We start from the raw sequence: 25,414 nt of genomic DNA on the forward strand, positions 1-25,414 counted from the left end.
ATGAGCGAATACTCCCTTTTCACCTCCGAGTCCGTGTCTGAAGGACATCCGGACAAAATCGCCGACCAGATCTCCGATGCGGTGCTGGACGCCATCATTGCCCAGGACAAGCAGGCGCGAGTCGCCGTGGAAACCCTGGTCAAGACCGGTGTGGCCATTGTTGCCGGCGAAGTCACCACCAGCGCTTGGGTCGACCTGGAGCAGATCGTTCGTGACGTGATCTGCGAGATCGGCTACACCAGCTCCGACGTCGGTTTCGACGGTGCGACCTGCAGCGTGATGAACATCATCGGCAAGCAGTCCCCTGACATCAACCAGGGTGTCGACCGCGCAAAACCTGAAGATCAGGGCGCTGGCGACCAAGGCCTGATGTTCGGCTACGCCAGCAACGAAACCGCCGAACTGATGCCCGCGCCGATCGCGTTCTCGCACCAGTTGGTGCACCGCCAGGCCGAAGCCCGTAAATCCGGCCTGCTGCCGTGGTTGCGCCCGGACGCGAAATCCCAGGTTACTTGCCGCTATGAAAACGGCATCGTGGTCGGCATCGACGCGGTTGTTCTATCGACTCAGCACAACCCGGAAGTGTCCTACAAAGATCTGCGCGAAGGCGTGATGGAGCTGATCGTCAAGCACGTGTTGCCGGCCGAACTGCTGCACAAGGACACTCAGTTCCACATCAACCCGACGGGCCAGTTCATCATCGGCGGCCCGGTGGGCGACTGCGGTCTGACCGGGCGCAAGATCATCGTCGACAGCTACGGCGGCATGGCCCGTCACGGCGGCGGCGCGTTCTCCGGTAAAGATCCATCCAAGGTTGACCGCTCGGCTGCGTACGCTGGTCGTTACGTTGCCAAGAACATCGTCGCCGCCGGCCTGGCCGAGCGCTGCGAGATTCAGGTTTCCTACGCCATCGGCGTTGCACAGCCGACGTCGATCTCGCTGAACACCTTCGGCACCGGCAAGATCAGCGACGACAAGATCGTCCAGCTGGTTCGCGAGCACTTCGACCTGCGCCCGTACGCGATCACCACCATGCTCGACCTGCTGCACCCGATGTACCAGGAAACCGCAGCCTACGGCCACTTCGGCCGCACGCCGCAAACCAAGACCGTGGGCGAAGACACGTTCACCACGTTCACCTGGGAAAAAACCGACCGCGCCGACGCCTTGCGCGCCGCGGCAGGTTTGTAAAAAGCGCTGGGCGCATCGCACTTAGCAGCTCCCGGTAAAAGAAAGCCCCTGGCGATGTAAGTCGTCAGGGGCTTTTTTGCATTCGGCTGACGGAATGATCAGCCCCGGCGCGCCACCAGCAAAAACGACGCCGCACTGGCTAATAGCCCCGCACACAGTCGGTTGAACAGACGCTTGCCACTGGGCTTGGCAAACAGACGACGCGCATGCACGCCCATCCAGCAATAGAGCGCGATGGCGATACATTCCAGCGCCAGAAACATCGCGCCCAGTTGTGCGAATTGGGTGCTGACTACGCCAGATTGATCAACGAACTGCGGCAGAAATGCGGTGAACAGCAAAATCGCCTTGGGATTACCGATAGCCACCAGAAACTCCTGTCGTGCCAAAGCCCCCAATCCCTTCGAAGCAACCACCGTCTCGCCTTCAGCCTCAGCTGCTGCCCGCCACAACTGCACCGCCAGATAAAACAGGTACGCCGCGCCAACGAGCTTGATCCCATGAAACAGCAGCTCCGACGTGTGCAACACCGCTGTCAGCCCCACCGCCGCCAACGCAATCATGATTGCGAATGCCAGCAAACGACCAATGCCGCCCGAGCAGGCACTGATAAATCCGTAACGCGAGGCATTGCTGATCGACAGCAGATTGTTCGGGCCGGGCGCCATGTTCAGAGCGAAACAGGCGGGGATGAAAACGGCGAGTGTCGACAGGTCCATGGCGGCGATTCTCCTGGTGCTGGGATGAAATATCATTTTGCACTCGTGATGAGCCAGCTCAAGACACAGCCGGGCGTGGAAAAAAGGCCCGGCTGTACCGGTGCGAGACAAACGCGGTAACCAAGGCGCGATGAAACGCGCATCGGGAAAACCTAGTCTTGCCGTCCCTCCCCCGACCGTCCAATTGGTCCACGAGCATTTCGGCCGCACGCCGCAAACAAAGACTGTGGGCGACGACACCTTCAACAGGTTCACCTGAGTACGAAGCGACCGCAGCGATGGCTTGCATTCTGCTGACGGTTTCTAATCCACCCTAAGTTTCAGGCGCCTTAAAAAGCCCTTGGCGGTTTACACCGCTGGGGCTTTTTAGTTTCTGCACCACCTCTATCAATGGCGCCGCTGCAACACTCATCAAAAACGGTCAGCCGTTATTCTCTTTCCAGCTATCAAACTCGACCAATTCCAAGTCTCCGTCTTCGTTGGTGTCAGCGGCCTGAAAAGCCGACATTAGGCTGGGGTCATATTCCCCGTCATCGACGTCGCAATAAATGGTTTCACTGCCATCAAAACCAGCCCCCGGAGACTCTAAATCGACAAGGTCTTCAAAAGCGTATTTGAAAAACTCATCTTTCTGGAGCATGCAGACATCCATTGGTTCCGGGGGGGTGCCCCCACTGAGATCTGACTGAACGTCAGCTCCGCCCGGATCGGGGCTGAGCACAGGGGCAGTTGTCGCCCCGTTATTTTGCAAGGCATTGGGGAAACCTTGCTGCGCGCTACACACTCCTGCTCCTGTTAGGAACATCGCCAGCACTCCTAAAAATAACTTCATTTGTCCTCTCCCTAGAATGAATTTTCGTACAGTCCAATGACACTAGAGGTGGGCAGACGCTATTGCAAACCTAAAAATATTGCTTTTATTAGCGCGTTTCGAAATAAATGCTATCACCAATAGAAATAAGCATAGAAAACAACGTCAGGCACTCAACGGCTACCCAACTACAACGCCTTGATTGCTCGTAAGCTATTCCAAACGGAGGTAAGAAGCCAAAAATTATCTCGAAAAAATCTAAACACTCCGCGAAATCCAGGAAGTTAGCTAGAAATCGAAAACAAGCCACTGGATTTCTTCTAACTCAACACCTAGCCTAAAGCTGCAACTACCGTCGCCGACCAGAAAAGGCAAAACAGGGACGCTCCATTCATGCAATAGGGATGATCATGTCTAAATATCTAACTATTCTTTCAGTTGTAACGTATTCCTCTGTAGGAGCAATATTAACCGCTCACGCAGGAATTGGCGAAGACACTGCGCGACAGATGGCTGAGTATTATTCTTCTACCGTTCAAGACTGCGGCCCTAACCGTCCAGCTTATTTATGTAGCGGCTTAATGCTCCGAGGTACGGAACACTCGTCAAACTTTTATGTATGGAACCCGAGCCCAACGTCAATCAAAAATAAGGGGGTGTCGTTTTCATACATTCGAAAAGACGCTAAGTATGACCGGCTAGGGCTCTTGAAGTACAACGGCTACGCTGTTAAACCCAGCGATGCGCCCAGTGCTGCAAACGATATAAAACTTCAAGTCCTGTGCATGTTCCCTCTGGATGCTTGGACTGACAACCGGGATTCGAGCGGTTGCGGCGATAACAAGGACACTGCAGAAACCGAACAGCTCTGCAACTTATCGGGTGTCGATACTGCTCAGAAGTGGGTGAATCAATTCAAAGCATTCCCCTTGAGTAAAGACTATAAGAAGGCGCGAGAGCGTTCTTGCGGCTACGATGTAAAAACGACACTAGGCAGCGTCGCTATCAAGAATTTCAACACATCGCTTGAAGCCATGGGACTCCTCGGCGATATAAGTTTTCACAGACAAAGCGAGATTAGAGTGTCCACATGGGACCAAAACCAGCAGGACAAACTGCCTATCTTCGCGTTCATATACACAAAGCCAGTTGGCTTAGCCAGCGCTCGTCTTGACCAAAACGACATGTATACCAAGAGCACCAATTACAGATGGATACCGGTAATCAAGGTGACGCTTCCGTCTAAAAGCTCCGCGGACGCTAAATTCGAATACCTACCTCAGGATCAGATGATCGATCCATCACGCTCGTCAGCCTGTAACAAGTACTTTGAAAAAGTCGAAGTGAAGAATGTTTACGTTAAGGAGATAGGTGCCAACAGGCCCCAGCTCTCTATTACCCAGACCGAATGTGCAAAACAGATGAGCGACACTGAAATAACCAAAGCTATGGCGGAACTCACTGCTTACAGGACCGACGACTGGCCCCTCTCACGTGACAAGAGCGTGCAAGCTCAGCTCCAATGCCTAAGAGCCAATTACCCAAATAATTCCTCATGGAACATTGAACCCTTCCGCCCCTATGTAAATGCGCAACAAATGAGCAAAGTCCGGTGCAATCCCTACGGAGTACCAGATGAGGAACCTGAGCAGGCCGTACAGGCGCCGGATAGTGCCGCTGCATTGGCCGCTAGCGAAAATCCCGAAGACATCTTGCACAGGATCATTGCGAATTATGAAAACATCCGTACCGCCGACAGCCCGTGCCTGGAAGACAAGACAGGTAACCCGCGGGGACATTACTACTGTAGCGGCGTATTAGTAAGGACCGTTGATTATCGATATGATCCCTGGAGTATTAGCCCAAGCGCCCAAACGTTAGATTCAACTTCATCCAGTTGGCTAAGACAAGACAATGATGATGTTAAAAACCCTCGCCTTCCTGGTCCTGCTGGGTATATTCTCCGCGCCCCATCAGATGCTGTTGCAGCCGGCAAAGAGCCTCTGGATGTAGGGTGGCGGTGTTTGTACGCTTACGACGCTGGCACCGTTTTACACGGAGGGCATGGTTGCGACTTTCAATACGATAACGTAAAAGACCCTTCGAAGCAGCTCACCCTCAACAATCGAAATCGTGCGGATGTTTATGGATCTTGCGCCGAAATCAATGTGCGCACAGAAGCCGACTGGAACGGTTTTATGGCCCGCAAGCACTATGGGGCACAGTGTTCGTGGGACCCCGAATACCCTAAATACTGGGACAGTATGATTGAACTACGCAAATTTAATCGGGCTTCGTGGCCATACTTTAGTTGGAACGAACTTCTTCTCAAGAACCTCTCGAGCACCGGAGACGGCAGTAAACTTATCCCGCATATTGACGCTTTTTTCTATGATATCCGCCGGCCCGCTAATGAATCAGGCCTGTACACTGCCCGCGAGCTGCAAATTCGCATGAAAGTCGCGTCGGGAAAAACACTGCCCATATTAAGGCTGGATTTCAAAGCGTCAGCAGCAGAGCGCTTCAGCTACGTCGCAAGCGATCAGTCGCCCAACATCTGCCACCAATACATTGAGAAGACAGAATGGAACACGTATACAGACGCAGATGACTTGCAGAAGGATGCACTGTATGTAACCCCAACGGTATGCGCGCGGAAGCTGGTTTTGAGCATGAACACTATTGTGGGAAATAAGCTTTTAGACATGATTCCGGCTGAATTGCTGCGGCTAAGCAAGGGCGATCCACAGTGGAAGCAGGGCAGTGACGAGGGGATGGTGGTGCAAGCAAAATGTAATATGTGGATGATGCGCAAAGCACCTATCTGGCTTCTCGAGCCCCTCAGACCGGCGAAAGGGAAGAATTGGTGGGATTCAGCCAACTGCGATTTTTGACACCTCGGTATTCATTACTTAGTTTAGCTGTGCATGCGCTGGGGCAGCTTGTTCAAGCGTCTCAGCCCATGGCATATGAAATGCCTCAGCCCTTGGCGATGTAAGTCGTCAAGGGTTTTTTCGTGCACCCTATAACACCCAGCCCTTGGAGGAGCCGAGACCACGAAGATGCGAAACCGGTATTAACTATCCTCGAACTCTACGCCCGTCCTACTCGCGCGTAGCACCAGTGGACTTGTTTGGCCTTCCCTTGACGTCATCAACAACGCCAAGCTCATTCACTGGCTTTGCAGATCGTGCCGGTTACCCTGCTTTACGCTAGGCGACGCTGGGATATTGCGAAGAGAGCACCTAAGCTAGCAAATGATCGAAAAATTCGGTAACGACGGCGGGCAAGAAACTTAATCTTCCAGCGCCTAGCCTTGGGGGCTATACCGCAGACAAGGACGTCCCCATGCCCTCCTCTTTCATAATGACTTTTTTTGCTGCGCTTGCGGTGGCCGGTTCTACTTTTGCCCAGAGCTGCCCTGATTGGCCCCCTGCCAAGGCTCATATCGAACTCAACCGCCAACAAGCGCAAATCGAGGAGTGGGACGGCAGTTATCACCGCCAAGGCGTCTCTCTGGTCGCCGATGAGCTCTACGACCAATCCGTTCAGCGACTTGCCGATCTGCGCAGCTGTTTCGCCGCCACTCCGGCGTCGCCCTCCAATCCGCTGAAAACCGCGCGCGGTCCTGTCGCGCATCCCATCCCCCACACGGGCCTGACGAAATTGCCGGGCGAGGCCGCCGTGCAGGCGTGGCTTGAAGGTCGAAGTGATCTGTGGATTCAACCGAAAGTAGATGGCGTGGCGGTCACGCTGGTGTATGTCGACGGCAAACTGGTGAGCGTCATCAGCCGGGGCGACGGGATCTTCGGCCAGGACTGGACCGGGCATGCTCACCAGATCGAGGCGGTTCCTCGGCATCTCTCGTGGGAAAAGACGGTGATCCTTCAAGGCGAGCTGTATTGGAAGCTGACAGATCATGTTCAGGCCGACGCCGGCAGTCTGAACGCTCGAAGCAAAGTGGCGGGCTTGCTGGCGCGTCACGCCATCAGTGAAGAGGAAGGTGCGCAGGTTGGCGTGTTCGTCTGGGACTGGCCGGAAGGTCCATCGGACATGACCGAGCGACTGGCCGGACTTAGAGCCATGGGTTTCGAGGACAGTGCACGCTTCAGTGAGCCGCTGAAGGGCTTCACCCAGGCAAAGAACTGGCGAGAGCATTGGTATCGCTCAGCGCTGCCATTTGCCACCGATGGCGTGGTTATTCGGCAGGGCGAGCGCCCGTCGGCCGAGCGCTGGCAGGCGAAAGCGCCTTACTGGATTGCGGCCTGGAAGTACCCGTTTGCGCAGGCGTTGGCAGAGGTGCGCAAGGTTCATTTCAATGTCGGGCGCAGCGGCAAGATCACGCCCGTGCTTGACATAGAACCGGTGCGACTGGATGACCGGATGATCGCCCGCATCAGCGTGGGCTCGTTGAAGCGCTGGCAGGAAATGGACATTCGGCCTGGGGATCAGGTGGCAATCAGCTTGGCCGGGCTGACGATTCCGCGTCTGGATGAGGTGGTATCTCGCAGCGTAGAGCGCGCACCGTTAGCTGTGCCGCGAGCGGAGGATTTTCATTCCCTGAGTTGCTGGCAGCCGGTCGAGGGCTGCGAAAGCCAGTTCCGCGAACGACTGAAATGGCTGAGCGGGAAGAAGGGATTGGCGCTAAGCGGCGTAGGACCGGGCACGTGGGACAAGTTGATTCAGGCAGGACAATTGAACGGTTTGCTGGACTGGATGACCCTCGATGGTGCACAGCTTGCTAACATTGCCGGCCTGGGCGAGCGCAGCAGCGCTAAACTGCTGGCAAGTTTCCACGCCTCACGCGAAAAGCCGTTTGTTGCCTGGCTCAAGGCCATCGGTTTGCCCCCGGCGACGGGGATTGATCTGGGTGAGTCCTGGGCCGCCCTGGCCTCCCGAAGCGTTGAGGAATGGCAGGCAGAACCCGGCATTGGCTCGGGACGAGCGAAGCAGTTACAGGCATTTTTTAAAGACCCGCAGGTGCAGGCATTGAGCAGGCAGTTGCGGGAGGAAGGTATCAACGGTTTTTAGTTTTTAGGGCCGCATGATTGTGTCGAGCGTGCGGCTATTTGTGTTCAAGGAGTATTCATGAAATTCCTGTCTTCCCTTTTTGCATTCACCGCGTGCGGGTTTCTGGCCGCGCCGGTATTCGCCGCTGAACAGGCACCGGACCCTTCCGGCTGCGCCGCCAAGCGCCAGGACATCGCCACTCAGATCGAAAACGCCAAGGCCGCAGGCAATACCAATCAACAGGCCGGGTTGCAAAAAGCCTTGAGCGAGTTGAACGCCAACTGCAACGACGTCGATCTGGTCAAGCAGCAGGAGCAGAAGGTGCTGGATGCCAAGCGCGAAGTCAGCCGTCGCCAGGCAGATCTGAACAAGGCGATGAGCAAGGGCGATCCGGAGAAAATCGACAAGCGTAAAGACAAGCTGGCCGAGTCCCGCAAAGAGCTGCAGGACGAGCAGGAAAAGCTGGAGAAGGTTCAGCCTGACGAGGATGACGAGTAAGGTCGTCTGCGGGCCTCTGTTTTTTTCTGTAGGAGCGACCGGGGTGGCGCTCGACCTTGCCCGCGAAGACGGCGTTTCAACCGCTGAATGTTTAGCAGATTGTCACGACCTCTTCGTCAGCAAGCTCACTCCCACACGGTCTTTTTCTTGGCAAGATCTCAGGGTGTCAGACCGACCGTTGAGCGATCAGACTGAAACGCCAAACAGCGCAATCACCAGCCCCATCCCGACGATCCAGGCCAGCGAACGCAACGCCGCGAGATCCGCCAGATAAAAGATGATGTAGAGCAGGCGACTGGTCACGAACAGCACGGCGAGTACGTCGATCGTGACCAACTGCGCGACACCGGCGACGTGGGCGATGATTACGCCAGCGGCAAACCCGGGAATCGCTTCAAAACTATTGAGCTGCGCGTTGTGGGCGCGCCGCGGGAGACCTTCGAGGCGGTCGAGAAAGTCCCGGGGATCATGATTGTGCCGTGCACTGAATTTGCCGCTGCTGAACTTGGCAATGCCAGCGCACCCTATCGGCAACAAAATCACGATCAACACGCACCAAAAAGCAACGGTCATAACCACATCCTTTTTTTAGAATTTGAGCTTCATCAGAAGCATCCCGAGTAATACTTAACTAAAGGCTAAGAGCCACGGCCCGCTGAAAGGTTCTTACAGGTAACGCATGCAATCGTAGGACCGGTAAGGCGTCGTCATCACACGGAGGCAACCCGTGCGCTGATTGCTCGTCGTTACTGCCACCGCCATCTCGATTGGCTAAGATGCCAGCCACGCGGCCGACCTCGGCTGTATTTCGTAGCCCAGGAGCCTGCATGTCCAGCGAAGAAGACGCCACCCTCAGTGGCGCAGCGCCGATGATTCCCGATCAGCGTCGGGAGTTGATGCTGCGTCAGTTGCGCAAGCATCAGGTGCTCAGCGTGCATCAGCTCATGGAAATGTTCGACTGCTCGCACATGACCGTTCGCCGCGACATCGCGCTGCTTGAGCAAAGTGGCCGTGCCTATTCGGTGACTGGCGGGGTGCGCATCGCCAGCCAGGTTCACAGCGAGCCGAGCCATCAGTCCAAGGCGGTGGTCGAGTTGCCGCACAAACAGGCGATGGCGAAACTGGCCGCCAGCCTGCTGCACCCCGAGATGACCGTGTACCTGGACGCCGGCACCAGCACACTGGAAATCGTCCCGCACATCGTCGCGCTGGCGGGCATGACCGTGGTCACCAACGATTTCGGCGTGGTCAATGCCCTCGCCGATGCGACCCATGTGGATGTGATTCACACCGGCGGACTGCTGGACCACCCGAACCGGTCCTGTGTCGGCGGTCTGGCAGCGGCGACGTTGCGGCAGCTGGCAACCGACGTGGCGTTCATGTCGACCAGCTCATGGGATCTGCAGCGAGGCACGACCACGCCTTCCGCGCTGAAGGTTGAAGTCAAGCAAGCGGCGATGCAGTCGGCGTCGCGCACGGTGTTGCTGACGACCAGCACGAAATACGGCACGTTCGGGATGTACAAGGTCGCCGGTCTTGAGCAGTTCGACACGATCATCAGCGACGACCGCCTCGCCCATGGGGCTGCGGACAGCATCCGCGGGCTGGGGGTGGAATTGATGTTGGCGTCAGTGGACATGCCTCGCTGACTGGAATTGCCCTGAGTCCGTAGGAGCCGGCTTGCTGGCGAAGGTGTTGAATCAGGCGATGCACTGGTGACGGATCAACTGGGTTCGCCAGCAAGCCGGCTCCTACAGATTCAAATCGTACCCATCCTAGATAAGCAGGCCTATTAAAGCCCCGGCAGCCCACCGGGGCTTTTTTTTCGCCTGCTCGCGGCAATGTTAATTTTTGTTAATCCAAAAAAGCACTTCACATTATCCGATCACAGGTTCACTATCTTTAACAGATCAGAACAAACACCGTTCGAGTGCTGATGAACTTCGGCGCTCACCCGAGGAGAGATTCATGAATAACAAGAATGTCGGCGTCATTGGTCTGGGTGCGATGGGACTGGGCATTGCGCGCTCCTTGCTGCGCAGCGGCTTCAACGTTCATGCCTGTGACGTGCGCGCGGCGGTCACCGAGCAATTCGCCAGCGAAGGCGGTGTTGCCTGTGAATCTCCTGCGAGCATGGCCGCGGCCTGTGACGTGATCATCACCGTCGTGGTCAACGCCGAGCAGACCGAAACCGTATTGTTCGGTGACAACGGCGCAGTTGCCGCCCTGCGCCCGGGCAGCCTGATCATCGGTTGCGCCACGGTCGCACCGACCTTCGCCATCGAACTGGGTCAGCGCCTTACCGAAAAAGGCCTGCTTTACCTCGATGCGCCGATCTCCGGTGGCGCGGCTAAAGCGGCCGCTGGCGAGATGACGATGATGACCTCCGGCCCGGCTGATTCCTACGCCAAGGCCGACGCGATCCTCAACGGCATGGCGGGCAAGGTGTACCGCCTCGGCGACGTCCACGGCCTGGGCTCGAAAGTCAAAATCATCAATCAGCTGCTGGCCGGCGTACACATCGCTGCGAGCGCCGAAGCCATGGCGCTGGGCCTGCGCGAAGGCGTCGATGCCGATGCGCTGTACGAAGTGATCACCAACAGCGCCGGCAACTCGTGGATGTTCGAGAACCGCGTGCCTCACATCCTCAAAGCGGACTACACCCCGCTGTCGGCCGTGGACATCTTTGTCAAAGACCTGGGCCTGGTACTCGATACCGCCCGCGCCAGCAAATTCCCGCTGCCGCTGTCGTCCACCGCCCACCAGATGTTCATGCAGGCCTCCACCGCAGGCTTTGGCCGCGAGGATGACTCTGCCGTGATCAAGATTTTCCCGGGCATCGAACTGCCGACCGCCAAGCCTGAAAACAACTGAGATGACGCAGATGAGCACCACGACTCCGCGCCCTCTGTTGGGCTGCATCGCCGATGACTTCACCGGCGCCACTGATTTGGCCAACATGCTGGTGCGGGGCGGCATGCGCACCGTGCAGAGCATTGGCATCCCGAGCGCCGACAGCCTGGCTGAACTGGACGCCGACGCCATCGTCATCGCGCTGAAATCCCGCACCACACCGGCTGCAGAAGCCGTTGAGGAATCCCTCGCCGCGCTGCAATGGCTGCGTGATCGCGGCTGTGAGCAGATCTTTTTCAAATACTGCTCGACGTTCGATTCCACCGCCAAAGGCAACATCGGCCAAGTCAGCGAAGCGCTGCTCAAGGCGCTGAACAGCGACTTCACCCTGGCCTGCCCGGCGTTCCCGGAAAACGGTCGCACGATTTTCCGCGGTCACTTGTTCGTTCAGGACCAACTGCTCAGCGAATGCGGCATGCAAAACCACCCGCTGACGCCGATGACCGATGCCAATCTGGTGCGCGTGCTGCAATCACAGACCACGCAGAAAGTCGGCTTGCTGCGTTACGACAGCATCGCCAAGGGCGTCGACGGCGTGCGTTCGCGCATTGAAGAGCTACGCGCGGACGGAGTGGTAATGGCGATTGCCGACGCCCTGTCGGACGCTGATTTGTACACGCTGGGCGAAGCCTGCGCCGACCTGCCGCTGCTCACCGGTGGCTCGGGTCTGGCGGTCGGTCTGCCGGGTAATTTCCGCAAAGCGGGCAAGTTGCGTGACATCGACGCGGCGAAGCTTGAACACGTCGACGGCGGCGAAGTGGTGCTGGCGGGCAGCGCGTCGGTCGCCACCAATGGCCAGGTTGCCGCCTGGCTTGAGGCTAACCGACCGGCCCTGCGCATCGATCCATTGGCGTTGGCTGACGGCAAACCTGTCGTGGCAGACGCCTTGGCGTTCGCTCGCGATGCCGGGCAAACCGTGTTGATCTACGCGACCAGCAGCCCGGAAGAAGTCAAAGCCGTGCAGCAAAAACTGGGTGTTGAACGTGCCGGCGCGCTGGTCGAGGGCGCCTTGGGGCAGATCGCCCGAGGCCTGCTGGACTCGGGCGTGAAACGCTTTGTCGTCGCTGGCGGCGAAACCTCCGGCGCCGTGGTTCAGGCGCTGGGCGTAAGCCTGCTGAAGATCGGCGCGCAGATCGACCCGGGGGTTCCGGCGACCATCAGCAGCGGCGCGATGCCTCTGGCTCTGGCGCTGAAGTCGGGGAATTTCGGCGGCCGTGACTTTTTCGATAAAGCCCTCAAGCAGCTGGCAGGGAGTGCCCAATGAGCAACGTAACCAGCAGTTCAGTGAGCGCTGAAAACAAGCAGCGTGAAGAAATCTGCGCCATCGGCCGTCTGCTGTTCGGACGCGGCTATACCGTCGGCAGCGCGGGCAACATTAGCGCGCGCCTCGACGATGGCTGGCTGATCACGCCCACCGACGCATGCCTGGGGCGTCTCGATCCTGATGCCATCGCCAAGGTCAATCTGGCCGGCGAATGGGTTTCCGGGGACAAGCCTTCGAAAACGTTGGCCCTGCATCGTCAGGTCTACGACCGCAATGCCGGCGTCGGCGGCGTAGTGCACACCCACTCGACGCATCTGGTTGCGCTGACCCTGGCCGGCGTCTGGACACCGGACGACATCCTCCCGCCCATCACGCCGTATCAGGTGATGAAGGTCGGGCACATTCCCTTGATTGCCTACGAGCGCCCCGGCTCGCCGAACGTCGCTGAACAAGTGGCGAAACTGGCGAACAGCGTGCGCGGCGTGATGCTTGAGCGTCTCGGCCCGGTGATCTGGGAAAGCTCGGTCGCCAAGGCTTCTTATGCGCTGGAAGAGCTGGAGGAGACGGCTCGCCTCTGGTTGATGAGCAACCCCAAACCTGAACCGCTGGACGCAGCGGCGCTGGAAGAACTGCGCCAGACGTTCGGCGTGAACTGGTAACCCCAACGGCGTTTAGATCGAAAACCGGCCTTCCGGTTTTCGGCGGACCGGCTTCGCCGGAAAACAATAACAACGGGACACAACATGACTCCTCTATTGCTCATGATCATCGCCGGAGCCGGCATTGCGCTGTTGCTGCTTCTGGTCCTGAAATACAAATTCCAACCGTTCGTGGCGCTGATGCTCGTCAGTATTATCGTGGCGTTGGTGGCCGGGGTTAAGCCAAGCGATCTGGTGGCGACCATCGAAGGCGGCATGGGCAAAACCCTTGGCCACATCGCGATCATCATTGCCCTTGGCGCCATGATCGGCCGCATCATCGAACTGTCCGGTGGCGCCGAGGCGCTGGCCAAGACGCTGATCAACCGCTTCGGCAACCGGCGCACACCGCTGGCCCTGACCGTCGCAGGTTTCATGGTTGGCATTCCGGTGTTCTTCGAAGTGGGCGTGATCATTCTTATGCCACTGGCCTACGGCGTCGCTCGTGCCGCACGTAAACCGCTGCTGATTTTCGCGCTGCCGATGTGCGCCGCGCTGCTGTCGGTGCACGCCTTCCTGCCGCCGCATCCGGGCGCTGTTGCAGCCGCCGGTCAACTGGGTGCGGACCTGGGTCGCGTGTTGATGTTCGGGCTGCCGATGGTGGGCATTCTGTGCCTGATCGGTTACCTGATTGCCGGGCGCATGACCCGCAAGACCTACCCGATGACCGACGATATCCGCAGCGAAGTGTACGGCTCCCACGTCACCAACGAGGACCTGGTGGCCTGGGCCAACAACGATTACTCGCGGGTGTCTGAAGCGACCCATACCAAAGAGCTTGGCCTGGAAGAAAACACCAGCAGTCTCGCGGCACGTTTGCCGAAGGCTCCGGCGCCGGGTGCAGGGATCATCATCGCGCTGATTCTGCTGCCGATCATTCTGATTCTGCTGGGCACGCTGGCGACCACCATGCTGCCTGCCGACTCAACGGTGCGCAGCGTACTGACCGTTCTCGGCGCACCGCTGGTGGCCCTGCTGATCGACACGCTGTTGTGCGCCTGGCTGCTGGGTTCCCGCCGTGGCTGGAGTCGCAGTCAGGTGTCCGATGTCGTCGGCTCGGCATTGCCCGGCGTGGCGATGGTGATCCTGATTGCAGGCGCTGGCGGCGTGTTCGGCAAGGTGCTGGTGGATACCGGTATCGGCGCGGTCGTGTCCGAAGCGCTGCGCAACACCGGGCTGCCGGTTCTCGCCCTGGGCTTTCTGCTGACGCTGTTGTTGCGCGCCGTGCAGGGCTCGACCACAGTGGCGCTGGTAACCACGGCCGGCATTCTCAGCCCGCTGATCGCGACGCTGAACCTGAGTGCCAACCACATGGCCCTGCTCTGTCTGGCCATGGGTGGTGGCGGTTTGGCCATGTCGCACATCAACGACGCCGGTTACTGGATGTTCACCAAACTGGCGGGCCTGAATGTTGCCGACGGCCTGCGCACCTGGACCTTTCTGGTGACCATTCTGGGCACGCTCGGGTTCTTGATGACGCTGCTGCTCTGGCCTTTCGTCTAACGGCTTCAATAGGAGATAACCATGCCTCGCTTCGCTGCCAACCTCAGCATGATGTATCCGCAACACGACTTTCTGGCGCGTTTCTCGGCTGCGGCGAGTGACGGCTTCAAGGGCGTTGAATACCTGTTTCCGTACGACTTCAAGGCCGAGGAGATCAAGTCGCGTCTGGACGACTTCGGTCTGACCCAGGCGCTGTTCAACGCACCGCCCGGCGACTTCACCAAGGGCGAGCGCGGCATTGCTTCATTGCCGGGCCGGGAGAGTGAATTCCGCGACGGCTTCCAGAAGGCGCTGGACTACGCAGCGGTGCTGGGCAACGACCGCATTCACGTCATGGCCGGTTTGCTGCCCAGTGAAGACCTGCGCCAGAAGCATCACGCGGTGTACCTGGAAAACCTGAGCTTCGCGGCGCAACAGGCGGCCAAGGTTGGCCTGACCGTGTTGATAGAGCCGATCAACACCCGCGACATTCCGGGCTTTTTCCTCAATCGTCAGGATCAGGGCCAGGCTGTGCTCAAAGAAGTCGGCGCCGACAATCTGCGGGTGCAGTTCGACTGCTATCACTGTCAGATCGTCGAGGGCGACGTCACCAGCAAACTGCGCCGCGACTTCGCCGGCATCGGCCACATCCAGATCGCTGGCGTGCCGGACCGGCATGAGCCGAGCGTGGGGGAAGTGAATTACCCGTGGCTATTCGAAGAGATCGACCGCCTGGGCTACACCGGCTGGGTCGGCTGCGAATACCGCCCGAAAGGTGATACCAGCGAAGGACTGCAATGGCTGCGGGATTGGCAGGTACTTAATCCCGTGTAACGTGTTGCAGGGTCTGGTCTCCTGGGGGCCGGCATGCGCAGATCATTGTAGGAGCGGGCTGCGTTTCCCTCTGCCCCATCACTCGTTGATCACGTCTTCCTTGAATTGATCCTTCACGTAGGTGATTTCGGTTTTGCCATGTGGCGCCGGCAGGCCGTCTTCGCCGAGATTCACGAAGACCATTTTCTCGACGGTCAGGATGCTTTTGCGGGTGATCTTGTTGCGCACCTGGCAGGTCAGGGTGATGGACGTGCGGCCAAACTCGGTGGCGGTAATCCCCAGTTCGATGATGTCGCCCTGACGCGAGGCGCTGACAAAGTTGATTTCGGAAATGTACTTGGTCACGACGCGCTGATTGCCTAACTGAACAATGGCGTAGATCGCCGCCTCTTCGTCGATCCAGCGCAACAGGCTGCCGCCGAACAACGTGCCGTTGGGGTTGAGGTCTTCGGGTTTTACCCATTTGCGTGTGTGGAAGTTCATGGGGGCTCCGGGGTGTTTGGGAGGCGGTGGTGGATGTGCCCCAGCTTCAAGCTTCAAGCCTGAAGCTGCAAGTTAAAAGCAGGTCCGCTGTTGTTTACCGCTTGCCGCTTGCAGCTTGCCACTTGCAGCTCAAAGAAAGATAATCGCCACCGCTTCAAAAAACGGTCATCACACCTTGTTACCGTTTTCCCGCCACCTGTCCGAGGGGCGCTGCAGCAGGTCAGACCTGTCAGGCTCGGAGAGGGCGTTGTTTGATCAGGCTTTGCGCCGGTCAAGCTTTAAACGCACAACGGCGCCCATTCGCACCCTACGAATGGAGACTCTTTATGAGTGCTGTACTGACGCCCAACGATTTCAACGACTACAAAGTCGCCGACATGTCCCTGGCTGCCTGGGGCCGTCGCGAAACCATCATCGCCGAATCCGAAATGCCAGCCCTGATGGGCCTGCGTCGCAAGTACGCTGGCGAACAACCGCTCAAGGGCGCGAAGATTCTCGGCTGCATCCACATGACCATTCAGACTGCCGTGCTGATCGAAACCCTGGTTGCCCTGGGTGCCGAAGTACGCTGGTCCTCCTGCAACATCTTCTCGACTCAAGATCAGGCCGCTGCTGCCATTGCTGCTGCTGGCATTCCTGTTTTCGCCTGGAAAGGCGAAACAGAAGCCGAGTACGAGTGGTGCCTGGAGCAGACCATCCTCAAGGACGGTCAGCCATGGGACGCCAACATGATCCTCGACGACGGCGGCGACCTGACCGAGCTGCTGCACAAGAAATACCCGGCCATCCTCGACCGCGTTCACGGCGTGACCGAAGAGACCACCACGGGCGTTCACCGCCTGCTGGACATGCTGGCCAAGGGCGAACTGAAGATCCCTGCGATCAACGTCAACGACTCGGTCACCAAGAGCAAGAACGACAACAAGTACGGTTGCCGTCACAGCCTGAACGACGCCATCAAGCGCGGCACCGACCACCTGTTATCCGGCAAGCAAGCGCTGGTCATCGGCTACGGTGACGTGGGCAAGGGTTCGGCTCAGTCGCTGCGTCAGGAAGGCATGATCGTCAAGGTTACCGAAGTCGACCCGATCTGCGCCATGCAAGCGTGCATGGACGGTTTCGAACTGGTTTCGCCTTTCATCGACGGCGAGAACGACGGCACCGAAGCGAGCATCGACAAAGCACTGCTGGGCAAGATCGACCTGATCGTCACCACCACCGGTAACGTCAACGTCTGCGACGCCAACATGCTCAAAGCGCTGAAAAAGCGCGCAGTGGTCTGCAACATCGGTCACTTCGACAACGAAATCGACACCGCTTTCATGCGCAAGAACTGGGCATGGGAAGAAGTGAAGCCGCAGGTGCACAAGATCCACCGCACCGGCGCTGGCGCGTTCGATCCTCAGAACGACGACTACCTGATCCTGTTGGCCGAAGGCCGTCTGGTGAACCTGGGCAACGCCACCGGTCACCCGAGCCGCATCATGGACGGCTCGTTTGCCAACCAGGTGCTGGCGCAGATTTTCCTGTTCAACCAGAAGTACGCTGACCTGAGCCCTGCCCAGAAAGCCGAGCGTCTGACCGTTGAAGTATTGCCGAAGAAGCTGGACGAAGAAGTGGCCCTGGAAATGGTACGTGGCTTCGGCGGCGTCGTGACCAAGCTGACCAAGACCCAGGCCGACTACATCGGCGTGACCGTCGAAGGTCCGTTCAAGCCGCACGCTTACCGCTACTGATACGTCTGCGGGGCGTGCTCGTCATTTCGGGCACGCTGACCCCGCATGAACGGCCGCAACTTGTAGGAGCCGGCTTGCTGGCGAAAGCGTCAGGTCAGACACCTCGATGTCGACCCAACTGTCGTTTTCGCCAGCAAGCCGGCTCCTACAGGGTTCGCGTCAGGCTTTTGAGCTTCCAAGGTTATGACCATGTCCCAAGACCGTAGCTACAGTTTCGAATTCTTCCCGACGAAGACCGACGCTGGTCATGAAAAACTGCTTGCCACGGCGCGTACGCTGGCCAGCTACAACCCCGGTTTTTTCTCCTGCACTTACGGTGCCGGAGGTTCCACGCGCGACCGCACGATCAATACCGTGCTGCAGCTGGAAAAAGAAGTGCACGTCCCCGCTGCACCGCACCTGTCGTGTGTCGGTGACAGCAAGGCCGACCTGCGCAGCTTGCTGACGCAGTACCGGCAAGCCGGTATCAAACGTATCGTTGCCCTGCGCGGTGACCTGCCCTCCGGCATGGGCATGGCCAGCGGTGAGCTGCGTTATGCCAACGACCTGGTGAGCTTCATCCGTGAAGAAACCGGCGATCATTTCCACATCGAAGTCGCCGCCTACCCCGAGATGCACCCGCAGGCGCGCAACTTCGAAGACGATCTGAAAAACTTCGTGCGCAAGGCCAACGCCGGCGCCAACAGTGCGATCACCCAGTACTTCTTCAACGCCGACAGCTACTTCCACTTCGTCGAGCGCGTACAGAGGATGGGCGTTGATATCCCGATCGTGCCAGGCATCATGCCGATCACCAACTACAGCAAACTGGCGCGCTTTTCCGACGCGTGCGGTGCGGAGATCCCGCGCTGGGTTCGCAAGCAGCTGGAAGCGTATGGCGATGACACGGCAAGCATTCAGGCGTTTGGCGAGCAGGTCATCACCGAAATGTGCGAGCGACTGCTGCACGGCGGCGCCCCCGGTCTGCATTTCTACACGCTGAATCAGGCTGAACCGAGCCTGGCGGTCTGGAACAATCTGAATCTCTCTGCGTCATAACGGTTTCAATTCGAACGGATTGAACCGCGCAACGGCGTCAACGGCAGGCTTCGTCACAACGAGGCCTGCCAGGCCCGCCGTTGAGCCCTGCCTTCTGTTTTTGTTGAGAATCACTGCTTCTATTTAGTTAGCTCGCGTCGTAATCTCGCGCGCATGCCGCCCATCCTCTCCATATCCGCTGCTGCCCTTCTCACCTGCCTGAGCTTCAGCGCGCTGGGCGAAAAACTGCGGATCGTCACCGAACCCTGGTCCCCCTACGTCATCGTGGACGACAACCACGCCTCAGGGCTGGATTACGACGCCACGGCGATTGTCTTCGAACGCCTGGGCATCGACGTCGAGTGGCAGTTTCTCCCCTGGAAACGCTGCCTGATGATGCTCAGTGAAGGCGAGGCAGACGGCGTTCTCGATATAAACAAGGACGAGGCGCGCGCGGAGCTGTTGTATCCGGACGAACCGTTGTCGAGCATCGACTGGGTGCTGTTTCAAGCCAATGCCAGGCCCCATGCTTTTAATGGCATGGAAGATCTACACGGGCTGACCGTCGGCGTCTCTCCGGGTTATCGATACAGCCCGGAGTTCGACAGCTCAACGGCGTTCATCCATGAGCCTGCGCCGAGCCATGAAGCGAACTTCGGCAAACTGATTCGCGGCCGCATCGATCTGATGATCACCGATCGCCTGCTGGGGCGGCAGATGATCGAGCGGCTCAAGCTGGAAGACCAGGTCAGTCAGTTGCCAAACGTGCTCAATCATCGGGGGCAGTACCTGGCGCTGCGCCGCAACGCCGGCATGGACCTGCTGGCCCGGCGGTTCAGCGCAGAACTGAAGCGTTTCAAGCGCGAACCCGCGTACGCGAAACTGGTGGAGCGGTACACCGGGGAAATGCCGACGACACTTCCTGGAGAATCGGCGGAAAGTGTCGATAAAACCGTTGAGCAGCAGGAAAGCGGCGCGTTGTGATTGCTCTGTTATACTCCGGCGTCCCCGCCAGGCTTGCGCCCGGGTGCACGGTCTCACAGAAGACTTCTCGAACACGTCAGCAGCGCACTTTTTGCGCCCCTGCCCCGAGTTGAACTTACAGACCTCCACAGGACCGGACGCCATTGCACCTTCCAAGGACTGTGCGATGACCGCAGCAGGGTCGAGCGCATTCACGTTACGTGCAGAACCTTTAGTCTGCGCCTGGAAGATCATCCCTATTTGGGCCTCTATGGCCCCAACTCAAGACAGGATTACTCATGTCCTTTGCTTCCCTCGGTCTCTCCGAGGCTTTAGTCAGCGCCATCGAGGCTGCTGGCTACACCCAGCCTACCCCAGTGCAACAGCGGGCCATTCCCGCCGTGTTGCAAGGCCGCGATCTGATGGTCGCCGCCCAGACAGGTACTGGTAAAACCGGTGGTTTCGCCCTCCCTATTCTGGAGCGGTTGTTTCCCAACGGTCATCCGGACAAATCCCAGCGTCACGGCCCGCGCCAACCGCGCGTTCTGGTCCTGACTCCGACTCGTGAACTGGCCGCTCAAGTCCACGACAGCTTCAAGATCTACGCCAAGAACCTCAAGTTCGTCAGTACCTGCATCTTCGGCGGTGTCGGCATGAACCCGCAGGTTCAGGCCATGGCGCGCGGCGTTGACGTACTGGTCGCCTGTCCGGGTCGTTTGCTCGATCTGGCCGGTCAGGGCAGCGTCGATCTGTCCCACGTTGAAATCCTCGTGCTGGACGAAGCCGACCGCATGCTCGACATGGGCTTTGTTCACGACGTGAAGAAAGTCCTCGCGCGCCTGCCGTCCAAGCGTCAGAACCTGCTGTTCTCGGCAACGTTCTCGCAGGACATCACCGCGCTGGCTGGCAAACTGCTGCACAACCCGGAACGCATCGAAGTCACGCCGCCGAACACCACGGTCGAGCGCATCGAACAACGCGTGTTCCGCCTGCCGGCCAACCATAAACGTTCGCTCCTGGCGCACTTGATCACTCAAGGTGCGTGGGAACAGGTGCTGGTGTTTACCCGCACCAAGCATGGCGCCAACCGCCTGGCCGAGTATCTGGATAAGCACGGCCTGAGCGCTGTGGCGATCCACGGCAACAAGAGCCAGAACGCGCGCACCAAAGCGCTGGCTGACTTCAAGGCCGGGACCGTTCGCATCATGGTCGCCACCGACATCGCTGCCCGCGGCCTGGACATCGACCAGTTGCCCCACGTGGTCAACTTCGAGCTGCCTAACGTCGACGAAGACTACGTGCACCGCATCGGTCGTACCGGTCGCGCTGGCCGTAGCGGCGAGGCGATCTCGCTGGTTGCACCGGACGAAGAGAAGCTGCTGAAAAGCATCGAGCGCATGACCAAGCAGAAGATTGCCGACGGCGATCTGATGGGCTTTGACATCACGGCCGTTGAAGCCGAGAAGCCGGAAGTCCGCGAGCGTCCGGACGTGCGTAACCCGCGCAATGCCCGTGGCCCGCGTGGCGACGGTCCGAATGGCGGCGGTGGTGGTGGCGGTCGCAAGGACAAAGGCAAAGACAAGGGCAAGGAAAAGCCGGCATCGGCAGCGGCCGCACCCTCGGGCGAGCGCCCGGCCCGTCCGGCACGCCCGCAAAAGCCGCGTCAGGGCACCGCGTCGAGCGAGTCACGCCAGTCGCAGCCAGCGGCCGCGGGCGCGGGCGCGGGCGCGAATCGCGCACCCGACGAGTTCCTGGATGATGAAGTGGACAATTTCGGCAACCGCGCCGACTACGTCAGCCCTTATCCGAACAAGACCCAGAGCCGCGGCCGTCGTCCAGGCACTCCTGCCACAGGTGCCGCACCGGCACCGCGTGGTCAGGCGCCAGGCCGTAGCGGTCCACGCGGTGGTTCAGGCAGCGGCTCGGCCACTGGCGCTCCCGCCAGCACCGACAGCGCCGGTGCCCCGGCCAAACGCAGCGGCCCCCGCAACGGTTCCGGCCGTGACGGTCAGGCTCGTCGCGATGACCAGCCTCGTGCTCGTCGTCCGGCACGCGAAGACCAGCCAGCGCGTCAGGAGCCAGCGGTTCGCGGGCCTCGCGACGGTCAGCCCGCGCCGAAGATCATGCACAAAGAGTCCAAGGGCGATCGTTTTCCTTCGGCTGAACAACTTGATCAACTGCCAAGCCGCCCACGCGGTGAAAAACCCGCCCTGCTGACCCGCAACCGCGAAGGTTAAGCAGCGCCGGTTGTTCGCAGCCAATAAAACGCCCCGACTGGTTCGGGGCGTTTTTTTTTGCCTGGATCGCCTGCACCAGTAGGACTGGCTTTAGCCGGGAAGACGTCAATCGTCTCACTGTAAAAGTCATGCCGGATGCACCGGCCTCTTCCCGGCTGAAGCCGGTCCCACTGACACAAAAACGCCGACCCAAAGGTCGGCGCTTTATCACCACAACAACTCGTCTTACTTGGCTTTGACGCCTTCGAACGAGATGATCAGGTCCATGGTGTCGGACTGTGGACCCAGGTCCATCATCTTGCCGAAATCAGAACGCTTGATCGAGGTGGTGCCCTCGAAGCCAGCGCGGTAGCCGCCCCATGGATCCTTGCCTTCACCCAGGAAGGTGGTCTTGACGGTGACCGGCTTGGTCACGCCGTGCAGGGTCAGGTCGCCGATCACGTCAGCCGTGGTCTTGCCGTCAGCATTCTTGCCGACGTTAGTGACCTTGGTGGAAACGAACTTGGCGTCAGGATAGGTCGCGACGTCCAGGAAGTCCTTGCTGCTGATGTGCTTGTCACGTTCAGCGTGGTTGGTGAAGACGCTGGCGGTCTTCAGGTCGATGCTGATCTTGCTGTCTTCAGGCTTGGCGGCGTCGAAGCTGAATGTGCCGGTCCAGTCCTTGAACGTGCCGTAGATGAAGCTGTAGCCCAGGTGGCTGATCTTGAAGTTGATGAAGGCGTGCTGGCCTTCCTTGTCGATCGTGTAGTCAGCAGCCATCGCCTGACCGGCAGTCAGCAAAGCGGTACCGAGGGCCAGTGCAGCAAGTGTTTTTTTCAACATACGTCATCTTCCTTTCCAGTTGAATTGAGTATCAGGCCTTGCGGCCAAGCATACGTACAAGCGTGGCATCACGATCAACGAAGTGATGCTTCAAAGCGGCCAGCCCGTGGAGTCCTGCGAATATCACCAGGGTCCAGGCCAGGTACAAGTGCACGGTGCCCGCCACGTCTGCCTGGTCTGGCAGTCCGCTGATCAGTGCAGGCACTTCGAACAATCCAAACACCGGAATCCCGACACCGTCTGCGGTGGAAATCAGGTAGCCGGCGAACATCACCAAAAACAGGTCCAGGTACAGAAACGCGTGCCCCAGTTTCGCAGCCGTTTTCACAAACCGGCTGTGCGTGGCAGGCGCTGGTGGCGGCGGACTGACGAAGCGCCAGATCACCCGGATCAGCATGAACAGGAACAGCGTGATGCCGATGCTCTTGTGCAGGTCCGGGCCGGCCTTGCGCCACGTGTCGTAATAGCCCAGGCCTACCATCCACAACCCTAGCGCAAACATGCCAAACACCGTCAGCGCGACACCCCAATGCAAAACGATGCTGACCCAGCCATAGCGAGAAGAAGAGTTGCGTAGCTGCATGCTGAATATCCTGTAAGGGCCGAGGGAGAGACTAGCGGTTTATCTATCGAAAGAAAGCGCAAAATGTTGCTCTGAGGAATCAGGAAATCCGATTGAAATCTCCTGACATATTTTCGTCCGGATGAGATTAAGCCAGCGTTACGGTTCATCCAGACGAAAAAAAGGCGCGGTATCAAGCCGCGCCTTCGTTTTCAGCCGTTACCGATCAGTTTTTACTGTCGGTCGCGGGGGCTGCCGGAGTCGCGGCCGGAGTAGCCGGTGCCCCCTTGTCATCCTTAGCCTTGGCCGGCGCTTTTTTCGCAGCGTCGGTCTTGGCAGGGGCTTTGTGGGTGGTTGCCGGTTTAACCGGTGCCTTTTTGACGGGCTCCTTTTTCGCCGGTTCTTTCTTGGCCGGTGCCTTTTTCGCAGGCTCCACGACCGCAGGCTTGGCCGGCTCGACCGCCGGTGCTGGCGGCGGCGTTACCGGTGCAGGCACTGGAGCCGGGGCCGGAGCTGGAGCTGGCGCTTTCTCGGCCGGTTTCGGTTCAGGCTTGGAACCGCCGAACATGTTCGAGAAGAAACCGCCAATGCCGCCGCTGCTTTCTTTGGCCGGTTCAGGGGCCTTCGGTGGCGGCGCTTTGACCGGTTCGTACGATTTGCCTTCAGACAGACCCTGCACCTGGATCGCCGCGCGCTGGCCGGAACGCAATGCGCCCTCCAGGGTGCCCGGGTACAAGGTGTCGGTGTGTTCGCCGGCAAACGCTACGCGCTGCAGCGGTCGTTCCCACAAGCGCCAGTATTTGCTGATCTGGCCCGGGCCGAACGCCAGGTAGGCGCCGCCGCTGGACGGGTCGATGCTGGAGCGACGCAGTTCATAACCGGTGAACGCGCCGCGCGCCTGTGGATAGAACGCCTGCATGCGGATCAGCACTTGATCCACCAGTTGCTTGTCGCCGAACGCTTGCATGATGCGGGCGTTGTCGCCCGAGAGGTTGATCACGACGTTGGCGCCGCCCTTCAACGCAGGCTCGACCCACAACATGCCCAGGCCAGTGTTGCTGTAAATCTCGCCAGACATGCGCGCCTTGCTGTCCCAGACCGGGGTCTTGAACTTGAGCATGATCTGGTCGTGCCAGCCGTAGTTGGTGCTCTTGATCGCGCCCAGACGCTGGGCGTCCAGGGCCGGGGTCATCTGAATCTTGCTCAGCGCGCGCAACGGCACGGCCAACACGACATATTCGGCTTCGTAGCCCAGCGAACCGACCTTGACGGTCACGCCGTCCTTGTCCTGATTGATGGCCGACACCGGCGAATTGGTCTTGATGACTTTCAGCTGTTTGACGAATTCCTCGGCCAACACGGCGCTGCCACCCGGCAGGCGAGCGGCGCGACGGTCGCGGTCGTCAACGTTACGGTTAACCCGCGTTTGCTGCGCGAGGTACAGCAGCGACAGACGCGAAGGCTCGTCGTAGCGCGTACGAATCTCCTGATTGATCAGTTGGCGCGCAGTCGGTGGCAGGCTCAGACGGTCTAGCCAGTTGGCAACCGTGATCTGGTCCAGGGCAAACAGCGTGCTGTTGGCAGCCGGGTTGTCCGGGTCGGTGATCGAGCGGGCCAGATCATCAACCGCCGCTTCGTAGCGCTTGATGGCTTCGGCGGTCGCCGGTTGTTTAGTCGCCAGGTCGGCGCCAGTGAAGTACTCGCCTTCGATCAGGTAGCCCGGGGTCCGCACGAATTCCGGCGCGGGCACCGCTTTGATCTTGAAGCGATCGAGGTATTGATTCAGCACCGGCTGGGCCTTGGCGTTGCCGATCCACTCGCTGCCGGCCAGACCGGAGCGGCCGCCGACGGTGGGTTTGGCTTCCAGCAAGGTCACTTGCCAGCCTTTGCTCTGCAGCTCGTAGGCCGTCGTGAGTCCCGCCAGACCGCCGCCGACGACAATCACCGTATGCGGTTTATCCACGGCAAGCGCTGAAGCGCTGACCAGCCCAACCATCACCAGCGCACAGGCGCGCAGCCAACCAGAAAGCATTCAGCGAACTCCGGAGAAAAACGGGGGGAATTGTCGGATTTTGTTGTCCGATTTTTCGAAGAGCGCGAAGGATACGCGAGCCGCGAAACGCCCGCCAGCAATGTCCGTCAGGCTTGAAAACCGCGTTCGCGGCGATTGAAAG

The 25,414-nt window shown here is 59.0% G+C and carries 21 protein-coding genes and 1 riboswitch; of the genes, 14 read left to right on the top strand and 7 right to left on the bottom strand.

Annotated features, from left to right (window positions below; translation table 11 throughout):
* The gene (metK, locus tag EC919_RS16795) at window positions 1–1,191 is read left to right on the top strand and encodes a methionine adenosyltransferase (RefSeq protein ID WP_133775554.1); all 1,191 of its coding nucleotides are present in this window, start codon (window positions 1–3) and stop codon (window positions 1,189–1,191) included.
* Window positions 1,192–1,289: 98 nt separating this feature from the next.
* On the opposite strand, the gene EC919_RS16800 is transcribed toward metK, so the two are convergent.
* The gene (locus EC919_RS16800; protein WP_133775555.1) at window positions 1,290–1,910 is read right to left on the bottom strand and encodes a LysE family translocator; all 621 of its coding nucleotides are present in this window, start codon (window positions 1,908–1,910) and stop codon (window positions 1,290–1,292) included.
* A 421-nt stretch (window positions 1,911–2,331) separates the two neighbouring features.
* Window positions 2,332–2,742, bottom strand: a complete 411-nt coding sequence (locus tag EC919_RS16805) for a hypothetical protein (RefSeq protein ID WP_133775556.1) — start codon at window positions 2,740–2,742, stop codon at window positions 2,332–2,334.
* A 389-nt stretch (window positions 2,743–3,131) separates the two neighbouring features.
* Between EC919_RS16805 and EC919_RS16810 the strand changes: the two genes are divergently transcribed.
* From EC919_RS16810 to EC919_RS16820, 3 genes are all read left to right on the top strand, one after another.
* Window positions 3,132–5,615 (top strand): DUF2599 domain-containing protein, encoded by a 2,484-nt coding sequence (locus EC919_RS16810; protein ID WP_166650572.1) that lies wholly within the window; start codon window positions 3,132–3,134, stop codon window positions 5,613–5,615.
* 454 nt (window positions 5,616–6,069) lie between these two features.
* Window positions 6,070–7,752, top strand: a complete 1,683-nt coding sequence (ligB, locus tag EC919_RS16815; RefSeq protein WP_133775558.1) for an NAD-dependent DNA ligase LigB — start codon at window positions 6,070–6,072, stop codon at window positions 7,750–7,752.
* 57 nt (window positions 7,753–7,809) lie between these two features.
* Window positions 7,810–8,229: a DUF1090 domain-containing protein gene (locus EC919_RS16820; RefSeq protein WP_133775559.1), complete on the top strand. Its 420-nt coding sequence runs from the start codon at window positions 7,810–7,812 to the stop codon at window positions 8,227–8,229.
* Window positions 8,230–8,415: 186 nt separating this feature from the next.
* On the opposite strand, the gene EC919_RS16825 is transcribed toward EC919_RS16820, so the two are convergent.
* Window positions 8,416–8,802, bottom strand: a complete 387-nt coding sequence (locus tag EC919_RS16825) for an MAPEG family protein (RefSeq protein WP_074886691.1) — start codon at window positions 8,800–8,802, stop codon at window positions 8,416–8,418.
* A 254-nt stretch (window positions 8,803–9,056) separates the two neighbouring features.
* On the opposite strand from EC919_RS16825, the gene EC919_RS16830 reads away from it, so the two are divergent.
* The 6 genes from EC919_RS16830 (at window position 9,057) to otnI (ending at window position 15,420) form a co-directional block, all read left to right on the top strand.
* Window positions 9,057–9,878, top strand: coding sequence for a DeoR/GlpR family DNA-binding transcription regulator (locus tag EC919_RS16830; RefSeq protein ID WP_133775560.1), 822 nt, complete (start codon window positions 9,057–9,059; stop codon window positions 9,876–9,878).
* A gap of 202 nt (window positions 9,879–10,080) precedes the next feature.
* A complete protein-coding gene (gene ltnD, locus EC919_RS16835) occupies window positions 10,081–11,103 on the top strand; it encodes an L-threonate dehydrogenase (protein ID WP_279587549.1) in 1,023 nt (340 codons plus the stop codon).
* A 10-nt stretch (window positions 11,104–11,113) separates the two neighbouring features.
* Window positions 11,114–12,406 carry a 3-oxo-tetronate kinase gene (otnK, locus tag EC919_RS16840; RefSeq protein WP_133775562.1) on the top strand — a complete coding sequence of 431 codons (1,293 nt, stop codon included), beginning with the start codon at window positions 11,114–11,116 and terminating at the stop codon, window positions 12,404–12,406.
* Window positions 12,403–13,065, top strand: coding sequence for an aldolase (locus tag EC919_RS16845; RefSeq protein WP_133775563.1), 663 nt, complete (start codon window positions 12,403–12,405; stop codon window positions 13,063–13,065). The genes otnK and EC919_RS16845 overlap by 4 nt, the downstream gene beginning before the upstream one ends.
* An 84-nt stretch (window positions 13,066–13,149) precedes the next feature.
* Window positions 13,150–14,607: an SLC13 family permease gene (locus EC919_RS16850; protein ID WP_133775564.1), complete on the top strand. Its 1,458-nt coding sequence runs from the start codon at window positions 13,150–13,152 to the stop codon at window positions 14,605–14,607.
* 21 nt (window positions 14,608–14,628) lie between these two features.
* Complete coding sequence (gene otnI, locus EC919_RS16855) at window positions 14,629–15,420, top strand: 2-oxo-tetronate isomerase (RefSeq protein WP_133775565.1); 792 nt, start codon at window positions 14,629–14,631, stop codon at window positions 15,418–15,420.
* A 78-nt stretch (window positions 15,421–15,498) separates the two neighbouring features.
* On the opposite strand, the gene EC919_RS16860 is transcribed toward otnI, so the two are convergent.
* Window positions 15,499–15,903: an acyl-CoA thioesterase gene (locus EC919_RS16860; RefSeq protein ID WP_133775566.1), complete on the bottom strand. Its 405-nt coding sequence runs from the start codon at window positions 15,901–15,903 to the stop codon at window positions 15,499–15,501.
* Window positions 15,904–16,099: 196 nt separating this feature from the next.
* Window positions 16,100–16,208, top strand: a riboswitch (S-adenosyl-L-homocysteine riboswitch).
* Between the two features lie 21 nt (window positions 16,209–16,229).
* Between EC919_RS16860 and ahcY the strand changes: the two genes are divergently transcribed.
* The 4 genes from ahcY to EC919_RS16880 all read left to right on the top strand — a co-directional run bounded on the left by ahcY (window position 16,230) and on the right by EC919_RS16880 (window position 21,856).
* Window positions 16,230–17,639 carry an adenosylhomocysteinase gene (gene ahcY, locus EC919_RS16865; protein ID WP_133775567.1) on the top strand — a complete coding sequence of 470 codons (1,410 nt, stop codon included), beginning with the start codon at window positions 16,230–16,232 and terminating at the stop codon, window positions 17,637–17,639.
* A gap of 189 nt (window positions 17,640–17,828) precedes the next feature.
* Window positions 17,829–18,677 carry a methylenetetrahydrofolate reductase [NAD(P)H] gene (gene metF / locus EC919_RS16870; protein ID WP_133775568.1) on the top strand — a complete coding sequence of 283 codons (849 nt, stop codon included), beginning with the start codon at window positions 17,829–17,831 and terminating at the stop codon, window positions 18,675–18,677.
* 153 nt (window positions 18,678–18,830) lie between these two features.
* On the top strand, window positions 18,831–19,640 hold the full coding sequence (locus EC919_RS16875) for a substrate-binding periplasmic protein (protein ID WP_133775569.1): 810 nt from the start codon (window positions 18,831–18,833) through the stop codon (window positions 19,638–19,640).
* Between the two features lie 278 nt (window positions 19,641–19,918).
* On the top strand, window positions 19,919–21,856 hold the full coding sequence (locus tag EC919_RS16880; protein WP_133775570.1) for a DEAD/DEAH box helicase: 1,938 nt from the start codon (window positions 19,919–19,921) through the stop codon (window positions 21,854–21,856).
* A 225-nt stretch (window positions 21,857–22,081) separates the two neighbouring features.
* On the opposite strand, the gene EC919_RS16885 is transcribed toward EC919_RS16880, so the two are convergent.
* The 3 genes from EC919_RS16885 to EC919_RS16895 all read right to left on the bottom strand — a co-directional run bounded on the left by EC919_RS16885 (window position 22,082) and on the right by EC919_RS16895 (window position 25,272).
* On the bottom strand, window positions 22,082–22,678 hold the full coding sequence (locus EC919_RS16885) for a YceI family protein (protein WP_133775571.1): 597 nt from the start codon (window positions 22,676–22,678) through the stop codon (window positions 22,082–22,084).
* A 31-nt stretch (window positions 22,679–22,709) separates the two neighbouring features.
* Window positions 22,710–23,261: a cytochrome b gene (locus tag EC919_RS16890; protein WP_074893498.1), complete on the bottom strand. Its 552-nt coding sequence runs from the start codon at window positions 23,259–23,261 to the stop codon at window positions 22,710–22,712.
* 205 nt (window positions 23,262–23,466) lie between these two features.
* The gene (locus EC919_RS16895) at window positions 23,467–25,272 is read right to left on the bottom strand and encodes a flavin monoamine oxidase family protein (protein ID WP_133775572.1); all 1,806 of its coding nucleotides are present in this window, start codon (window positions 25,270–25,272) and stop codon (window positions 23,467–23,469) included.
* Window positions 25,273–25,414 lie beyond the last annotated feature (142 nt).

It is taken from the genome of Pseudomonas graminis (assembly GCF_004364335.1).
Taxonomy (GTDB): Bacteria; Pseudomonadota; Gammaproteobacteria; order Pseudomonadales; family Pseudomonadaceae; genus Aquipseudomonas; species Aquipseudomonas graminis_D.